At 72.8% G+C, this 15,541-nt stretch carries 11 protein-coding genes; 7 read left to right on the top strand and 4 right to left on the bottom strand.

Annotation, left to right across the window (positions count from 1 at the left end):
- The first annotated feature begins 15 nt into the window (after positions 1-15).
- The 4 genes from HJ588_RS04545 (at position 16) to HJ588_RS04530 (ending at position 3,800) form a co-directional block, all read left to right on the top strand.
- Positions 16-1,128 (top strand): class I SAM-dependent methyltransferase, encoded by a 1,113-nt coding sequence (locus tag HJ588_RS04545; protein ID WP_171152447.1) that lies wholly within the window; start codon positions 16-18, stop codon positions 1,126-1,128.
- Positions 1,129-1,235: 107 nt separating this feature from the next.
- On the top strand, positions 1,236-1,949 hold the full coding sequence (locus HJ588_RS04540) for a hypothetical protein (protein ID WP_171152444.1): 714 nt from the start codon (positions 1,236-1,238) through the stop codon (positions 1,947-1,949).
- Between the two features lie 73 nt (positions 1,950-2,022).
- On the top strand, positions 2,023-2,337 hold the full coding sequence (locus HJ588_RS04535) for a hypothetical protein (protein WP_171152441.1): 315 nt from the start codon (positions 2,023-2,025) through the stop codon (positions 2,335-2,337).
- A 185-nt stretch (positions 2,338-2,522) separates the two neighbouring features.
- Positions 2,523-3,800, top strand: coding sequence for a threonine--tRNA ligase (locus HJ588_RS04530; protein ID WP_171152438.1), 1,278 nt, complete (start codon positions 2,523-2,525; stop codon positions 3,798-3,800).
- 93 nt (positions 3,801-3,893) lie between these two features.
- On the opposite strand, the gene recD is transcribed toward HJ588_RS04530, so the two are convergent.
- The 3 genes from recD to recC are packed head-to-tail and all read right to left on the bottom strand — an operon-like array spanning position 3,894 to position 12,456.
- Positions 3,894-5,690 carry an exodeoxyribonuclease V subunit alpha gene (gene recD / locus HJ588_RS04525; RefSeq protein ID WP_171152435.1) on the bottom strand — a complete coding sequence of 599 codons (1,797 nt, stop codon included), beginning with the start codon at positions 5,688-5,690 and terminating at the stop codon, positions 3,894-3,896.
- Entirely contained in the window at positions 5,687-9,067 is a 3,381-nt protein-coding gene (locus HJ588_RS04520; RefSeq protein WP_171152433.1) for a UvrD-helicase domain-containing protein, read from the bottom strand. The genes recD and HJ588_RS04520 overlap by 4 nt, the downstream gene beginning before the upstream one ends.
- The gene (gene recC / locus HJ588_RS04515; protein ID WP_171152430.1) at positions 9,067-12,456 is read right to left on the bottom strand and encodes an exodeoxyribonuclease V subunit gamma; all 3,390 of its coding nucleotides are present in this window, start codon (positions 12,454-12,456) and stop codon (positions 9,067-9,069) included. Before recC ends, HJ588_RS04520 begins: the two co-directional genes overlap by 1 nt.
- Positions 12,457-12,582: 126 nt before the next feature.
- Between recC and HJ588_RS19925 the strand changes: the two genes are divergently transcribed.
- Positions 12,583-12,960, top strand: coding sequence for an Rv0909 family putative TA system antitoxin (locus tag HJ588_RS19925; protein WP_171152427.1), 378 nt, complete (start codon positions 12,583-12,585; stop codon positions 12,958-12,960).
- Positions 12,961-13,096: 136 nt separating this feature from the next.
- Here the strand turns inward: HJ588_RS19925 and HJ588_RS04505 are convergent, their stop codons facing one another.
- Complete coding sequence (locus HJ588_RS04505; RefSeq protein WP_171152425.1) at positions 13,097-14,056, bottom strand: alpha/beta hydrolase; 960 nt, start codon at positions 14,054-14,056, stop codon at positions 13,097-13,099.
- 105 nt (positions 14,057-14,161) lie between these two features.
- On the opposite strand from HJ588_RS04505, the gene HJ588_RS04500 reads away from it, so the two are divergent.
- Together HJ588_RS04500 and HJ588_RS04495 are read left to right on the top strand one after the other, a co-directional pair.
- Positions 14,162-14,740: a TetR family transcriptional regulator gene (locus tag HJ588_RS04500; protein ID WP_171152422.1), complete on the top strand. Its 579-nt coding sequence runs from the start codon at positions 14,162-14,164 to the stop codon at positions 14,738-14,740.
- Between the two features lie 7 nt (positions 14,741-14,747).
- Positions 14,748-15,521 carry a hypothetical protein gene (locus tag HJ588_RS04495; RefSeq protein ID WP_171152420.1) on the top strand — a complete coding sequence of 258 codons (774 nt, stop codon included), beginning with the start codon at positions 14,748-14,750 and terminating at the stop codon, positions 15,519-15,521.
- The last annotated feature ends 20 nt before the right edge of the window (positions 15,522-15,541 follow it).

Genomic DNA, 15,541 nt, shown 5'->3' with positions numbered 1-15,541 from the left:
GAACGGAACGGCGCAATGAACTGCCGTGGCTGCGGTTCCGGCGTCGGGCGGGTCGTGCTCGACCTCGGCCGGCAACCCGCCGCCGGGGACTTCCCGGGGCAGGACGACCCGGGCCCGGACGCGCGGCACCCCCTTGCCATGTGGATGTGCGGTCCGTGCGGTCTGGCCCAGCTCGCCGGCGGCGGCCCGCCCGTCGAGGAGCCGCGCGGCGTCGAACCGCGGGCGCTGATCGACCAGGCGGCGGCCGCGATGACCGCTGTCGCGGTGGCCGGCTGGACGTCGCCCGGACGCCGCGCGCTGGAGTTCCCGTCGCCGCACGGCGGGAGCTGGCTCGCCCACGCGCAGGCCCTCGGCCTGCAGCTGACCGGCCGGGGTCCCGCCGAGGTGCTGATCGACAGCTTCGGGCTCATGCACGAAGCCGACCAGGCGGCCGCCCTCGCGATCCGGGCGCGACTGCTCGCGCCCGGCGGCGCGCTCGTGCTGCAGTTTCAGACCCTCGGCTCGATCGTCACCGGTGGTGAGTGGAATGCGTTGCGGCACAGCCATTTCGGCTACTACAGCCTCACCACCCTGCGGCGTCTGCTCGATGCGGCCGGCTTGCGCGTCAACCAGGTCTGGCCCTTCCCGTTGTATGGCGGCACCCTGCTGCTCGTCGCGACGCACCGCAGGGAAGGCCGGCCGGTCGACCGGTCGGTCGACGTGCAGTTGCAGGAGGAGGCCGACCTCGGCATCACCGACGCCGACGTCGTGGGGCGGCTGCAGTCCGACTTCGACCGGCAGGTCACCGCACTGCGCGCCGTGCTGGCCGCGCGCGCCGAGGACGGCCGCCGGGTGCACGGCTACGGTGCGGCATCCCGCGCGGTCGCGCTGCTCGCCGCCGCCGGGGTGGACCGGCGCCTGCTGGCCTCGGTCGCCGACGCCAGCCCGGCCAAGCACGGCCGCCGGATGCCCGGCACCGACATACCGATCGTCGACCCGCTACGGTTCACCACGGACCGGCCGGACGAGGTGTTCGTCTTCCTGGCCGAGCTGCTGCCCGAGATCGCCGCGGAGCACCCCGATCTCGCCGACCTTTTGGTCCCGGTGGAGGACCTTCTCTCACATCGCGGGACTCAACGTCTCTCCTGATGAGCCGAGACCCCCATGACCTTACGAGACCGTAATCATCGCTTCGATGACCAACCGCGAGCACCGCTCGCACGGATGCACACGGTCGGTGACCACCAGGAGCCCGCATGAGTCTGATCGGCCAGCCGCGCATACGGCGCATGGTCGTGCACCGCGGACGCGTGGTGCTCGACTGGCCGGACGGCGCGACCGCACGCACCGGCCAGGACCTGGTCGACCGCACCGCACCGTTCACCACGCACCGGGCGCCGCGGGAGCACGACACGATCCTGCGGCAGCTCGCGGACACCGTTGGTGGCGCCGCCACCCTCGACCAGTTGCCGGGGCGCCCGCTCACGGCGCTCCCGCCGGCACCGGCGGAGGTGGCCGGCGCGGCCGCGCTGCTGGCCGACGTCGCCGGCGTGTGGTTCCCGGACGAGGCGGCGATCGCGCTGCGCACCGGGCTGGTGCTCGCCGTGCGCCGTGACCCTGCGCTCGTCACCGACTACTCCCCCGAGTTGCTGGCGGCGTCGACCTGCTGGGCGGTCGGGCACGCCAACGGGCTGCTCGGTCCGCGCCGCGCGGCGACCCAGCGCGACGTGCTCGGGCGCCTCGGCATCGACGGTTACGTCTCGCAGCAGGGGCACCGGGTGGCAGCCGCGGTGCGTCCCTTCGGTATGCCGGAGCCGCTCTCTCCGTGGTCCACCTTCGGCCGGCCGGAGCAGTCGGTGCTGCGACTGCTGCGGCTCGGTCGCCCGGGCCTGCTGGTCTCCTCGGTGCGCCATCAGCTCATCGAGCTGCGCGACCAGGCCCGCGCCGAGCGCGCCCGCTTCCTCGGCTGACCCCGCCGGGCGGTCGGCTGACCCCGCCAGGCCCGTCCCTCGCCGCCCCGGCCGGCGAATTAGCATGGTGGTCATGGCTCTTCGCAACGCACTCGACGTCCAGACCGCGCCGCTGACCGCGCTCGGCCTCCTCGGCGGTTACCTCACCGCGCGCGAGACCGGCATCCGTCCGCTCGGCGGCGTCGTGCTCGGTGCGGCGGGCATCTTCGCCGGACGCACCTGGCTGGCCAAGGGCGGCCCGCAGGTGGCCGCCGGCCTGGGTGCCCTCTACCTCGGTGGCTTCGGCGCCTCGCACCCGCTGGCCAAGAAGATCGGCGCGTGGCCGTCGGTGCTCGCGGTGACCGCCGTGAGCGCGGCCGCGTCATACGCGCTGGTCGACCGCCGCTGACGCGCGCTATCGTCGTGCCCATGCAGCTGCAGCAGACGACGACGCCGGACCACTCCGGCTAGTCCCTGCTGCCACTGCACCAGTTGACCCCGGAGCCACGCTCCGGGGTTTTTCGGGTTTCTTCGTCCCCGGGCCGGCTCCACCGCACCTGATCAGAACGCGAGAATCAGGAGAGCAGGAGAATCATGGAAACCGTTGCCCCTTATGACGATTCGGGCGCGGATCACCGCGCCATCGGTCGCCAGCTCGGCGTCTTCGCCGGGAGCCCGATGGTCGGCTCCGGCCTGCCGTTGTGGCTGCCCGACGGTGCGGTGATCTACGACGAGCTCGCCGCACTCGCGGCCGACATCGCCCGCGGCGACGGCTGCCAGCCGGTGCACACCCCGGTGCTCGGCAAGCGCGCGCTGTTCGAGCGCTCCGGGCACTGGGCGAAGTTCGCCGACGACATGTTCCCGCCGATGCGGCTGGGCGACGAGCTGCCCGGGGACGAGCTGGTCCTGCGGCCGGCCAACTGTCCGCACCACGCGATGGTCTATGCCGCGCGCCGGCACTCCTACCGCGAGCTGCCGATCCGGCTGAACGAGCTGGCGTCGATGTTCCGGGCCGAGCGGTCGGGGGTGGTGAGCGGCCTGTCGCGAGTGCGCCAGATCAACCTCGACGACACCCACGTCTTCTGCCGGCCCGACCAGATCGCCGCGGAGGCGCAGACCGCCCTGCGGTCGGCGTTGCGGGCCCAGCAGGTGCTCGGCCTGCCGGTGGATTACGTGCGGCTGTCGCTGCCCGGTGACGGCGGTGGCTACCTGGGTTCGCCGCAGCAGTGGTCGGAGGCGGCCGATGCGCTGCGGCGCGCAGCCGGCGCGGTCGACCTGCCGTCGCAGGGGCTGTCGCTGGTCGACGCCGTGGGGGAGGCCGCGTTCTACGGCCCCAAACTGGACCTGCAGGTCATCGGCCCGAACGGCCACGAGGAGACCATCGCGACCGTGCAGCTCGACTTCGTCCAGCCCGAACGCTTCGACCTGACCTACGACGCGGCCGACGACACCCGGCAACGCGTCGTGATGATCCACCGCGGCACCGTCGGCTCGATGGAGCGGGTCACCGCGGCCCTGCTCGAGCGGTATGACGGCCGGCTCCCGTTGTGGCTGGCGCCGGTGCAGGTGTGCGTGCTGCCGGTCGGCGAGGCGCAGGACGCGGCCGCACGTGGCCTCACCGACGACCTGCTCGGCGCGGGTTTGCGTGCGCGCTTCGAGCCGGCCGGCTCCCTCGGCGCACGCATCCGGGCCAGCCGCTCGCGTCGGGACAGTGTGATCGCGGTGGTCGGCGAGCGCGAGGTGGCCGACGGGCGGGTCGCGGTCACCGACGTGGCGTCGGGCTTTCGCGGGTCGCTGCCGGTGAGGGACCTGCTCGGCATACTCACCCGCGCGTATGCCGAGCGCGCCGAGCCGCTCTGGCCCGTCGGGTGAGCCGCCCACCAGCCGCCGACGAGACACCGAGGAGACACCGACACAGTGCCGACACGGCAATGCCTGGCAGTGCAGCGAGTACAGCTATTACGGCTAGTCGGCCTGCAGCCGCTGCCGCAGCCCGCTCGCCCGGCGGATGCGCGTGGCGACCGCGGTGCGGACCGCCTCCTCGCTGCCGACGACGGTGACCTTGCTGCCGGCGCGGGTGACTGCGGTGTAGAGCAATTCGCGCACCAGCATGGGGGATTCGTCCTCCGGGAGCAGCACGGTGATCTCCGGTGCCTCGCTGCCCTGGCTCTTGTGCACGGTCATCGCGTGCATCGTCTCGACGTCGGAGAGCCGGCCCGCCCCGAGCTGCACCACCCCGCCGGCGGTGACCATCGCCGCGGTCGGTGCGCCGTCGGCGCCCGCCACGACGAGCCCGCTGTCACCGTTGAGCAGGCCGAGGGCGTAGTCGTTGCGGGTGACGAGGAGCGGGCGCCCGACATACATGGGGTCCCACAGCGGGTCGCCGGTCGCCTCCGAAAGCCATTGGTCGACAACGCGATTCCAGCCGGTCACGCCGCGGCTACCGGTGCGGCGGGCGCACAGCAGCCGGTGCTCGCCGAGGGCGGCGAGGCCGCCGGTCACGTCGCCGTCGGCGGCGAGCCGCCGCAGTCGCAGGGCACGCTCGACGAGCCGTGGGCGGAGCAGCTCCGTCGGGTCCTCCTGCTCGATCCAGGAGGTCGAGTCACCGGCGTCGCGCAGGAGCTCGACCACCCGGTCGGCGTCGCCGTCGCGGATCGCGGCGGCGACCGCGCCGATCGACTCGTCGAAGCGCCGCGAGACGAGCAGCCGGGCGACGGTGTCGGGTGCGACCTGTTGGTAGCCGTCGACCAGGTCGGCGAGCACCGCGCCGGCGTCGACCGACGCCAGCTGGTCGGGGTCGCCGACGAGCAGCAGTCGGGTCCGCGGCCGCACTGCCTCGAGCAGGCGCGCCATCATGGTGAGGTCGACCATCGAGGTTTCGTCGACGACGATCACGTCGTGCGGCAGACGGTTGTCCGCGCCGTGCCGAAACCTGTTGCGTTGTCTGGGGTTCCAGCCGAGCAGCCGGTGCAGCGTCGACGCCTCCAGCCCGCTGACGCGCGCCTGGTCCGTCGCACCGAAGACCGACGCTGCCTGCGCGATCGACTCCTGCAGCCGCGCCGCCGCCTTGCCGGTCGGCGCCGCGAGCCCAACCCGCAGCCGTCCCGAGCCACCGAGCGCCTCGTGCTGCTCGGCGAGCAGCGCGAGGATGCCCGCCACGGTGGTGGTCTTCCCGGTGCCCGGGCCGCCGGTCAGCACGGTCGTCCACTGCCGCACCGCCCGGCCGGCCACGGCCGACTGCTCGGCCCATCCGGCCTGCGGGAAGAGCCGGCGCAGGCCCTCGGCCAGCACGTCCTCGGCGACCTGCGGCGGTTGCTCGCGCAACCGGTCGGTGAGGGTCTGCGCGACCTGCACCTCCTGCCGTCGGTAGCGGTCGAGATAGACCAGGTCGTGCTCGACGGCCAGCACGCCCGCCGACGCGAGCGCGCTGCCCGCGACGGCCGTGCGCCAGGCGGCGGCATCGGTCGGCCAGTCCCGCGCCAGCAGGTCCGCGACGTCCGGCTCCTCACCGGCGCGCCGCACCTCGTCCGGGATGCCGACGGCCTCGCCCAGGTCGAGGCACGTCGAGCCCTTGCGCACCGCGCGCACCGCGAGGGCGAGTGCCAGGCGGGCCAGCGGATCCTGCTCTCCCGCAAGGGTGCCCAGGCGCGAGGCGACGTGGATGTCGGCGGCGTCGAGCACTCGCGCGTCGCGCGCCGGCCGGAAGAGCGGATCGGCACGGAGAGCGAGCGCGGCGTCATACGAGGGGCGGGTGAGGGTCATCCCCGGTCCTCCGATCGGCCGTCGAGCAGGTCGGAGATGGCGGTGACCAGCGCGGTGGGCGGCCGCCAGGAGAAGACGCCGGTGGGTTGTCCGTTGATGATCGGGGTCGCCTCCCCGGCCATGCCGCGCAGGTAGAGATAGAGGACGCCGCCGAGGTGGTGCTCGGGGGTGTAGCCGGGCAGCCGCCAGCGCAGGTAGCGGTGCAGCACGACGGCATACAGCAACGCCTGCAGGGGGTAGTCGGAATGCCCCATGGCACCGGCGAGCTGGTCGGGACCGTAGGCGCCGAGCAGCAGCGGCTGGTCGGCCGGGCCGAGCCAGTTGGTCTTGTAGTCGGCGACCAGGTAGCGGTCGCCGAACCGCAGGACGACGTCGATCGACCCGGTGAGGTAGCCGCGCAGCACCTGACCGCCCACGACCTCGTGGTCGAGCAGGTCGGCATAGGGCAGCAGCGGGTCGCCGGGCGGAAGGTGGCGGCGCAGGATGGCCGCGATCTCGCCGAGGGTGACCCGCTCGGCGAGCCGGTCCCGGTCGTCCCCACCGACGAGCGGGATCTCGAAATCAAGCTCTGCCAACCGATTTCGCCCGATCGTGCGCAGCGTCTCCCCGTGCGCGAGCGGACCGAGGGGGGTGTCGTAGACCGGCAGGATCGCCTCGACGAGGGCGCTCTGGTCGAGATCGACCGGCCAGCGGATCAGCTGTTCGCGCACCCGGGCGGCCACCTCGGCCCGCAGGTCGGCCGCCTCGGGGTCGGCGAGCTCGAGCACGGCGTGCACCAGCGACCCGAACGTCGCGCCGACCGGCAGGTCGGCCATCGGCGACGGGAGGTCGGCACCGGGCACCGCCTGCCCGCCGCGGTCCGGCAGCACGATCTCCGGCTCGTCGGCCAGCACGTCGACCTCGGGCTCGCTGCCCACGCCCTCCACCAGCGGCACGTCGTCGATCGCCCGGCTCAGCGCGCTGTATGACGTGCGTCGCCACTCGGTGTCGATCTCGCGGGTGAAGTCGCGCACGGTCAGCTCGGTGCTCTCGACCGGCAATCGCAGCCGCTCCTCGACGAGGTCGTCGGCCAGCTCCCAGCGCGGACCGCCTGCGAGCGCCCACGCGTCGAGCACCTGGCGCATGTGCGCGCTGTCGGGCAGCGCCACCACATCGTCGACACGACCATCCGGATCGCGTTGTGCCGGTTGACGATCGAGCAGCAACCGGTGCAACGCGGACGCGGTCACCGTGGAGCCGCGCGGCCACCACGCGACGACCTGCGACTTGGCGCGCGTCACTGCGACGTAGAACAACCGCAGCGACTCGCCGGCGTCCTCCGCCCGGGCCAGCGACTCCAGCGCGGCGTCCTCGCCGCCGACGTCGAGCGAGCGGACCGGCGACGACGGGCCGCCGGCGGCCGGCTGGTGCAGCAGCGGCACGCTGAGCTTGCGGGGCACACTGCGGTCGCCGGCGAACGGCAGGTAGACCACGGGATATTCCAGGCCCTTGCTGCCGTGGATGGTCGACAGCTGCACCGCCTGCGCGTCGCTGTCGAGCCGGCGGGCCCGGGCGTCGCCGCTGGCCGGCCGGTCCTGCTGCGACTGCTCGTGCAACCAGCCGATCAGGCCCGGCAGGCCGCGGGTGCCCTCGAGCCCGGCGGCATGCAGCGCCTCGGCGACGTGCCGCAGGTCGGTTAGCTCCCGCTCCCCGCCGACCAGACCGAGCACCCGCGCGGGCAGGCCCCGCGCGCCGGCAGCCTCGAAAACCGCTGCGATGCCTCGCTTCCCGTAGATCGCCGACCACACTCGCAGGGTGGTGGCGATCTCGTCGGTGAGCTCGTCACCGCGCTCGTCGAGCTCGGTGGCGCCCACTCCGAAGAACGGCGTCAACGCGGCCGCCCGCACCAGGCCCGACCGGTGCGGCTGGTCCATGGCTTCCAGCAGCGTGCGCCAGGCGCGCGCCGCGGGGGTGTGGAAGACGCTCCCGGCACCACTCACGACCGCGGGTATGCCGACCGCGCGCAGCTCCTCCTGCACCATCGCGAGCTGGGCGTTGGTGGCGGCGAGCACGGCGACGTCGCTCGGGCGGAGCGGCCGCGGGCCGGAGCCCTCGTCATACGTCGCGCCGGAGGTGAGCAGCCGGGCGATGTCGCGCGCGGCGTCGCGGGCGAGGAACGGGCGTAACGCGTCGACCAGCACGGTGTCGCCGTCCCGGCTGAGTCCGGTGCCGACCTGCGCCGTGTCGACGATGCGCAGGCGGAAAGGGTGGGCGACGGGTGCTCCGGCGAGCCGGCTCGCCTCCCGGTGGGCGCGCACGTCGTGCACCCGGATCTGCGGGTCGCCGAGGGCGCTGCCGCCGAGCAGGGCGCCGACGGCGTCGACCAACGGCCGGTCGGAGCGCCAGTTGGTGGCGAGGGTGTGTCGCACGCCTGCGGTGCCGGCGGCCTGCAGATAGGTGACGACGTCGCCGCCGCGGAAGGCGTAGATCGCCTGCTTCGGGTCGCCGATCAGCACCATCGTCGCGTGGCCGTTGAACGCCCGGTCGAACACCTCCCACTGCACCGGGTCGGTGTCCTGGAATTCGTCGATCAGCACGACCTTCCACTGCCGGCGCATCCGGTCGCGCGCGGGCGCGTCCGGCGCACGCAGCGCCCCGGCCAGTCCGCTGAGCAGGTCGTCATAGCTGAGCAGGCCCAATCGCCTTTTGCGGCGCGCCATTTCGGCACGTACGGCGGTCGCGAAGCCGACCCGCCGGGCGGCGACGCTGCCCGGCTCCGCGTCGGCGGGCAGCAGCACCGCCTCCGGATCGCCGACGACCGTGCGGGCGATGTGCAACGCCTCGCGGTAGCCGAACTCGGGCGTGCCGGGCCGTCCGGCGAAACCGCGCACGTAGAGGTCGTCGACGACCTCGACGAGCAGGTCGTCCAGGTCGTCGACGAGTTGGGCGTCGGCGTCGGTGTCGCCCGCGATGCCGAGGCCGTCCAGCACGCGCTGGCAGAACTGGTGGATCGTCGCGATCGTCGCCTCGTCGAAGGACGCGAGCGCCTCCCGCAGCCGCCCGGCACGGGCCACCCTCTCCTGCGGTGTCGCGTCGAGCAGCAGTGTGGTCAGCGGGTCGTCGCCGGCGTGCTCCGGGTCGTCGAGCGCCTCGCGGGCGGCGACGAGTTGCTCACGCACCCGCTCGCGCAGCTCCTGCGACGCGGCGCGACCGAAGGTGACCACGAGCAACTCGTCGAGGGTGTGCACGCCCTCGGCGACATAACGGGTGACGAGCGCCGCGATCGTCCACGTCTTGCCGGTGCCGGCACTCGCCTCGAGCACTGTGGTGCCGGTGGGCAGCGGACTGCGTATGTCGAAGGCGGTCTCGGCGCTCGTCCGGCCGGTGTCGGTGCTCATCAGGTCACCACCCGCTGCCCGTCGAGCAGCGGCACCCAGACCCGCAGGGCGTACTGCCCGAGCCGGCTGGTGGCGGCGTTCCAGGCTTCCTCGGGCAGCGGCCGCTCCGCCTGGAGTTGCTCGAAGTCGACGACCCCGCCGCGGACCAACACCTGCGCCTCGTCCTCCTGCTCGCCCGCGATGCGGCGCTCGCCGAATCCCGAGGATTCCCAGTCACGTCGGGCGGCAGCGGCCGCGGTCACCGTCTTGTCCGGCGACCGGCGCAGCTTCTCGGCATAGGACAGCGACGTCCGCAACGGCAACGGGATCGGCGTGCGCATGCCGCGGTCGTAGACGTCGACCAGCTGCGTGAGGACGCTCAGCGCGGCCTGCTGGTCGAGCGGGCCGGCGAGATAGCCGCCCGGCACCTTCGGCCGGTAGGACGGCTTCACGAAACCGACAGTCGCCGCCTGCCACGGACGGTCCGGCACGGCGGCCGCCAGAGAGACCAGTCGCAGCCAGGAGGCGAGCCGTTGTTTGGCCCGCAGCGTCGAAAACGTCACGGCCACCTGGTGATCGCCGTGCAAGTCGGTGATCGTGCCGGTGAGCTGGCGACCGTCGGGCAGCACGAGATCGAGGTCGATGCTGGTCGCCTCCTGCTGCAGCAGCGGCACCGCCTGCCCGCGCACCTGGCGCACGCTGTCGATCACGTCGGTGACGATGCCGCGCCCCAGCTCCCCCGGAGGTATGGCGCCACGCAGCTGCTCCATGCGCGCGACCTGGTCCGGAGTGGCTCCCGCCAGCGACTCGCGCAGGGCACGGTCGCCGATCTGCCACTTGCCGAGCCCGTCGAGCTCGATAGGCATCGCGTCGCCGGGCTCGTCCTGCTCGAAGGGCAGCGCCACGTCCAGCCTGCGACGCACGAAATGCCTTGCCGGGTCTGCGAAGAAGCCGACCAGTTCGGAGAGCTCGAGCTGGTCGCCGGACAGCTGCGGGAGCTCCGCGGTGAGCAGCGGGCCACGCTCGCGACGCGGCCCGCGGGCCGCGCGCGCACCGGCGAGCGCGGGCCGGTCGAAGCTGAACGCCTGAGGCGCACCGAGCGCGCCGGGGGTCAGGTTGCGCGGGTCGAAGGGCTGCAGCGGGTGCCGCGTCACGACGTCGCGGTCCGGCGGGAACGTCGCGGTCGCCCGGACCGCGTCGATGAGTTCGCCGAGCGGGGCGGCCGGCGGTTTCGGGGCGCCGGTGTGTTCGCCGGCGCCGGAGTAGGTGACGATCAGCTGGTCCTGCGCCGCGAGCACGGCGTCGAGCAGCAGCTGCCGGTCCTCGCTGCGCACGTCGCGTTCGCCGGTGAGCGGGTGACGCGCGAGGACGTCGTCGCCGTCGACCGCGCCGAGCCGCGGGAAGACGCCGTCGTCGAGTCCGACGAGCGCGATCACCCGGTGCGGCACGGACCGCATCGGCATCATGGTGCAGACGGTCAGCGTGCCGGTGCGGAAGTTGGACCGGGTCGCGCGGGTGCGCGACTGCGCCCGCAGCAGGTGCCGGATGTCGCTCAGCCGCAGCGTGGTGTCGTCGGCGGCCAGGTCGCGGACCGCTGCGAGCTCACTGTCGAATTGCGCCTGCTGCCAGGCATCTTCGCGGCTCACCTCGGTCAGTGCGCCAACACCCTCGACCAGCGCGGTCGTCCAGGCGGGCACGGTCGTGGCGGCGCCGAGAGCGGTCACCGTGGCGTCCAGCCGGTCGACGAGCTCGGCGAGTCTGCCGACCAGGTCGATGTCGCCGCTCGAGACGTCGTCCAGCGGCAGCGCGTCGCCGAGGGTCACGCCGTGCCCGGCGTCGGTCGTCACGCCGAGCAGCATCCGGTCGAGTCCGAAGCGCCAGGTGTTCTGCCCGACGTGCTGCAACGCGAAGCGCCCCCGATGCCCGGCGTCCAGCCCCCAGCGGATCTCGGCCTCCTGCACCCAGGTCGCGATGCGCTCCAGCTCGTCGTCGTCGAAGCGGAACCTGCGGCGTACGGCATCGAGCGCGATCAGCGACCGCACGTCGCTCGCGGTGACTCGCCCGGACGTGAAATCGACCAGGGCAGTGGCGATTTCGAGCAACGGGTTGGTCGTCGCGGGCGCCCGGTCGGCGAGCTTGACGCGCAGCTGATGCGCTGGATGGCCCGCGCTCGGCGCCTCGTCACCGGACGCCGAGAGCCCGAAGGCCGCCTGGAAGAGCGGGGTGTAGGCCTCGACGTCGGGACACATCACGAGGATGTCGCGCGGCTCGAGCGTCGAGTCGTCCTGCAGGAGACCGACGAGGACCTCGCGCAGCACCTCGACCTGACGCGCTGGACCGTGGCAGGCGTGCACCTGCACCGAGCGGTCGTCGGGCGCGATGGCCCGCCGGGCCCGCTCGGCGGCGTCCGGCGCACGGTTGGCGCGCAGGTCGGCCTGCAACCGCCCGAGGTTAGTCGACCCCTCCGGCGGGCCGGCACGCTCGGGCGCGGCCTCCTCGGCGTCGGGCAGCGTGCGTTGCAACTCCCGCGCATCCCGGCCGAGTGAGGCCAGCAACGGATGCCGGGCGAGCGTGGCGCTGCGATCGTCGGCCCGGGGTATGACGCCGCGCATCCCCGCAGCCCGCAGTTGCTCCCAGAGCACCGCGGACGGCTGCGGGAGCCAGAGGTGCACCTCCCGGCGCGCGCCGAGCGCGGCCAGCAGCTCCAGCTCGGTCGCGGGCAGCCGGGTGTGGCCGAACATCGACAGCCGGGAGGGCAGCTCGTGCCGCGGGGTCGGGTCGTCGCCGGCGCGGAGTGCGGCGAGGGCGGCGGCGTGCCGCTCGTCCGGTGGCGGCTCGTCGACGTGGTCGAGCAGCCGGCGCCACAGGTGCGCCTGCCAGACCAGGTCGGGGTCGAGGTCGGCGTCGTAGCCGTCGGTGATCCGGCCGGCGCGCCAGTCGGCGAGCACGGCCGGGCGTTGGGTGGCGTAGGAGGCGAAGAGCCCGGCGATGCGCCGCGCCACCGCATAGCGCCGGCCGACCCGGTGCTCGGCGTCCGCGCCGGTGCCGCCGTGGCCGAGGTGCGCGGCGAGGGTGGCGCACCACGGCTCGTCGAGGTGGGCGTCGATCACCTCGAGCAGCGGCCAGACCAGCCGGTCGGGGTGCCACGGGTCGTCGCGGTCGCGGCCGGTGAGCAGCGCGACCAGCGAGTGCGGCGCGACGAAGCGCACGCCCGCGCAGACCCCGTCGTCCCGCCCGTCGGCGGCGCCGAGCTGGTGCGAGAGACGCTGGGTGAGCCACCGCTCGACGCCGCGGGTCGGCACGATGACCAGCTCCTGCTCGAACGGGTCGGGCAGCGGCCGCGCAAGCAGCCGCCCCAGCCCGTCGGCGAGCGGGCCGGTGCGCTCCGCTCGGTGCAGGATCAGGGCCACGGCCCGACCCTATTGCCTGGGTCGGACAGGATTTCCCGTCCGGATCCGACACGCGCGAAGAGCGGGCACCATTGCGCCGCGTCATACGCTGGGTCGTTATAAGGACACCCGGGAAGGAGCCCGAACGTGGCAAACAACGACCAGTTCAAGAAGGCCGGAGACGCCGCCCAGCAGGCCAAGGAGAAGGCCGGCAAGCTCGCCCACGACAACCGCGACAAGATCCGTGGGGCGCTGGGCAAGCTCGCCTCGACGATCGACGACAAGACGTCGCACAAGTACTCCGACAAGATCAACAAGGCCAAGGACGCCGCGCTGAAGGGCGCCGACAAGCTCGCCGACCAGGCACCCGGTGGCACCACCCCCGGCGGTCAGGTGCCGGGCAGTCAGGCGCCGGGCGGGCAGACGCCGCCCGCGGGCACGCCCGGCGGGCAGGTGCCCCCGACCCCGCCGGCCGGTGAGACGCCGCCGCAGACCCCGCCGGGACAGGTGCCGCCCACGCCCTGATTGAGCCCTGATCGAGCGGCACACATCCGCACCGAGGGGACCACTGATCCGACCCAGGATTGGTGGTCCCCTCGGTGCGTAGGTGGGCCTGTCGATGTCGTGGCGGTGGGTAGGTGCAGCCGGTCGCGAGCGCCGCTCAGCCGCGCACCACCTGCACGAAGTCGTCGACGGCGTTCACCAGCTCGCGCAGCCCGGCGTCCTCCAGCGGGTAGTGCCCGGCACCGGGCAGCGTCACCTCGTCGACCGCGACCCTGGTGACCCGCGACAGCACCGGCATGCTGAGCTCGCGCGGGGACCAGCGGTCGAGCTCCGGCTGGGTCAGCAGGATCGGGCACGCGTCGAAGGCGGCCGGCTCGACCGCGGGCTGGTAGTCGAGGTAGCTGGCGAGAAACTTCACACTGACCCAGTTGCCCGCCGAACTACGGTCTCGCAGAAAGATTTTCAGCGCTCTGCGGTCGTTGACCAGGGCGGTCATCTTCGAGGCGAGCGTCATCGGATACTTCATCACCGCGAGGGGCGTGCGTGCCGTCATACGCAGCAGCGGCACGCCGAGCCGGGCGCTCGCGACGTCGTGCGCGGTCTGGTCGCGCACCTGCTGGAAGCGCTGGTCGAGGAAGGTCATCCCGACGATGCCGCGCAGCGTGCCCTCGGGCGCGGCCGCCGCGACGTGGTAGCCGAGCATGCCGCCGGCGCTCAGCCCGTAGAAGACCGTCGGCTTGGGGTCGCGGGTGTTCTCCGCCTCCAGCAGGTCGACCATCAGCTGCACCCAGTCGTCGTATGACGGGGTGCGCCCCTTCGCGACCGTCGTCATGCCGTAGCCGAGGTTGTCGGGCGCGACCACGTCATACCCCCGCTCGGCGAGCGGGCGGCCGAGGATGAGCGACAGCTGCCGGCCGTTGGTGCCGACGCCGTGGTGCAGCACGACACGCGCGGGCGCGCCGGGGTTGCGATAGCGGTCGAGGTGGATCTGGTGTCCCCACCAGTCCCAGTGGTCCTCCTCCGGTGCGGTCTCGTCGGTGAGGCGCAGCCGCTCGGGCAGGAACTGTTGCTGGTCGCGCCAGGCGCGCTCGTCGCGGTAATAGCGGCGGGTGGTCATCGGGTGCTCCGGGCTGGATGAGACGGCTTTCGTTCACTGTATGGCATTTTTGGCACTCAATGCCATACATCGATGTCCTGCAGCCGGTTGCGACATAATCTGCGAGTGCCCGATCTGAGCCTGAAGGAGCGCAAGCGCATTGCGATCCGGCGCGATCTGACCGCGGTCGCGCTGGAGCTCTTCTTGCGCGACGGCTACGAGAACACCACCGTCGACCAGATCGCCGCCGGCGCCGGCATGTCACGCCGCACGTTCTTCCGTTACTACAACGCCAAGGAGGACGTGATCGTCGGCAAGTGGGACCTGATCGGTCTCGACATGGTCACCGCGCTCGAGGAGCGGCCGGCGGACGAACCGATCTGGGACTCCCTCCGCGCGATGTACGACGTGGTGATCCAGCACTACGCCGACCCCGAGAAGCGCGAGCAGTCCCTGGCCGTGGACTCGATCGTCGCGGCCACGCCGGCGCTGCGGCACTCCTACCTCGCGCGGCGCGACGTCTTCGAGGGCATCGTGACCGACATGCTCCTCAAACAGCGCGGCGGCGACCGGCTCGCGGTGCGCGCTCTCGTCGGCGCGGTGACCGCGTGTGTCGAGGCCGCCCGGGAGGAGACGCTGCAGACCCGACCCCTGGCGCTCGGCCCGGCGATCGACCGCGCGCTGGCCGCGATGCGCGGCGCCTAGGCCCTCGATGCACTGGTTCGCGCACTGGTGGACGCACGAGATCGTCCACGGCCACAAGGGTCCGCTGCTGCTGGCGCTGATCGCGTTCGTGGTCACCTTCCTGACCACCCGCACGATCACCCGGCTGATCCGCGCCGGCAAGGGGCCCTTCCACAACCTCAGCAGCGGCGGGGTGCACCTGCACCACTCGACGCCCGGCACGCTGCTGCTCGTGGCCGGGGCCTTCACCGCGATCGGGGCCGACGGCCGCACGCCGCTCAACTACGTGAGCGCGGCGATGGTCGGCGTCGGTGCGTCCCTGGTGCTCGACGAATTCGCGATGATCTTCCACCTGCAGGACGTTTATTGGGCGCAGGAGGGGCAGCTCTCGGTCAACGTCGTGACGCTGTCGGCGGCCTGCGTCGGGCTCGCGGTCGCCGGGGTGTCACCGGTCGGCGTGCCCGGACTGAGCGGCACCGACCGCTTCGTGCGGGGCGGGGTGGCCGCGGCTCTCGTCATACATCTGGTGCTGGTGGCGATCACCGCGCTGAAGGGCAAATATCCGACCGCGCTGGTCGGCATGTTCCTCGCTCCGCTCAGTTGGTATGCCGCCGTGCGACTCGCCCGGCCGCACTCGCCGTGGGCGCGAAAGTTCTACTCCGCCAAGCGGATCCAGCACGCGACGCGGCGCGCGGACGCCTTCGACGAGCGGTGGTATCCGATGCGCAAGCGGTGGGACGACCTCATCGGCGGAGCGCCCTCCGAGCCGGATCCGACGGTCTCCCCGACACCCGGGAAGTAGCCCTCGACCGGCTGTCGGTG

It is taken from the genome of Flexivirga aerilata, from assembly GCF_013002715.1.
Taxonomy (GTDB): domain Bacteria; phylum Actinomycetota; class Actinomycetes; order Actinomycetales; family Dermatophilaceae; genus Flexivirga; species Flexivirga aerilata.
This window is presented reverse-complemented; position numbering and strand designations above follow the sequence as displayed.

Bases quoted from the DNA above. Each gene is read 5' to 3' on its own strand.
- HJ588_RS04530 (WP_171152438.1), top strand. From the start codon at position 2,523: ATGGAAACCGTTGCCCCTTATGACGATTCGGGCGCGGATCACCGCGCC.
- HJ588_RS04520 (WP_171152433.1), bottom strand. From the start codon at position 9,067: ATGAGCACCGACACCGGCCGGACGAGCGCCGAGACCGCCTTCGACATA.
- HJ588_RS04545 (WP_171152447.1), top strand. From the start codon at position 16: ATGAACTGCCGTGGCTGCGGTTCCGGCGTCGGGCGGGTCGTGCTCGAC.
- HJ588_RS04540 (WP_171152444.1), top strand. From the start codon at position 1,236: ATGAGTCTGATCGGCCAGCCGCGCATACGGCGCATGGTCGTGCACCGC.
- HJ588_RS04495 (WP_171152420.1), top strand. From the start codon at position 14,748: ATGCACTGGTTCGCGCACTGGTGGACGCACGAGATCGTCCACGGCCAC.
- HJ588_RS04535 (WP_171152441.1), top strand. From the start codon at position 2,023: ATGGCTCTTCGCAACGCACTCGACGTCCAGACCGCGCCGCTGACCGCG.
- HJ588_RS04505 (WP_171152425.1), bottom strand. From the start codon at position 14,056: ATGACCACCCGCCGCTATTACCGCGACGAGCGCGCCTGGCGCGACCAG.
- recD (WP_171152435.1), bottom strand. From the start codon at position 5,690: ATGACCCTCACCCGCCCCTCGTATGACGCCGCGCTCGCTCTCCGTGCC.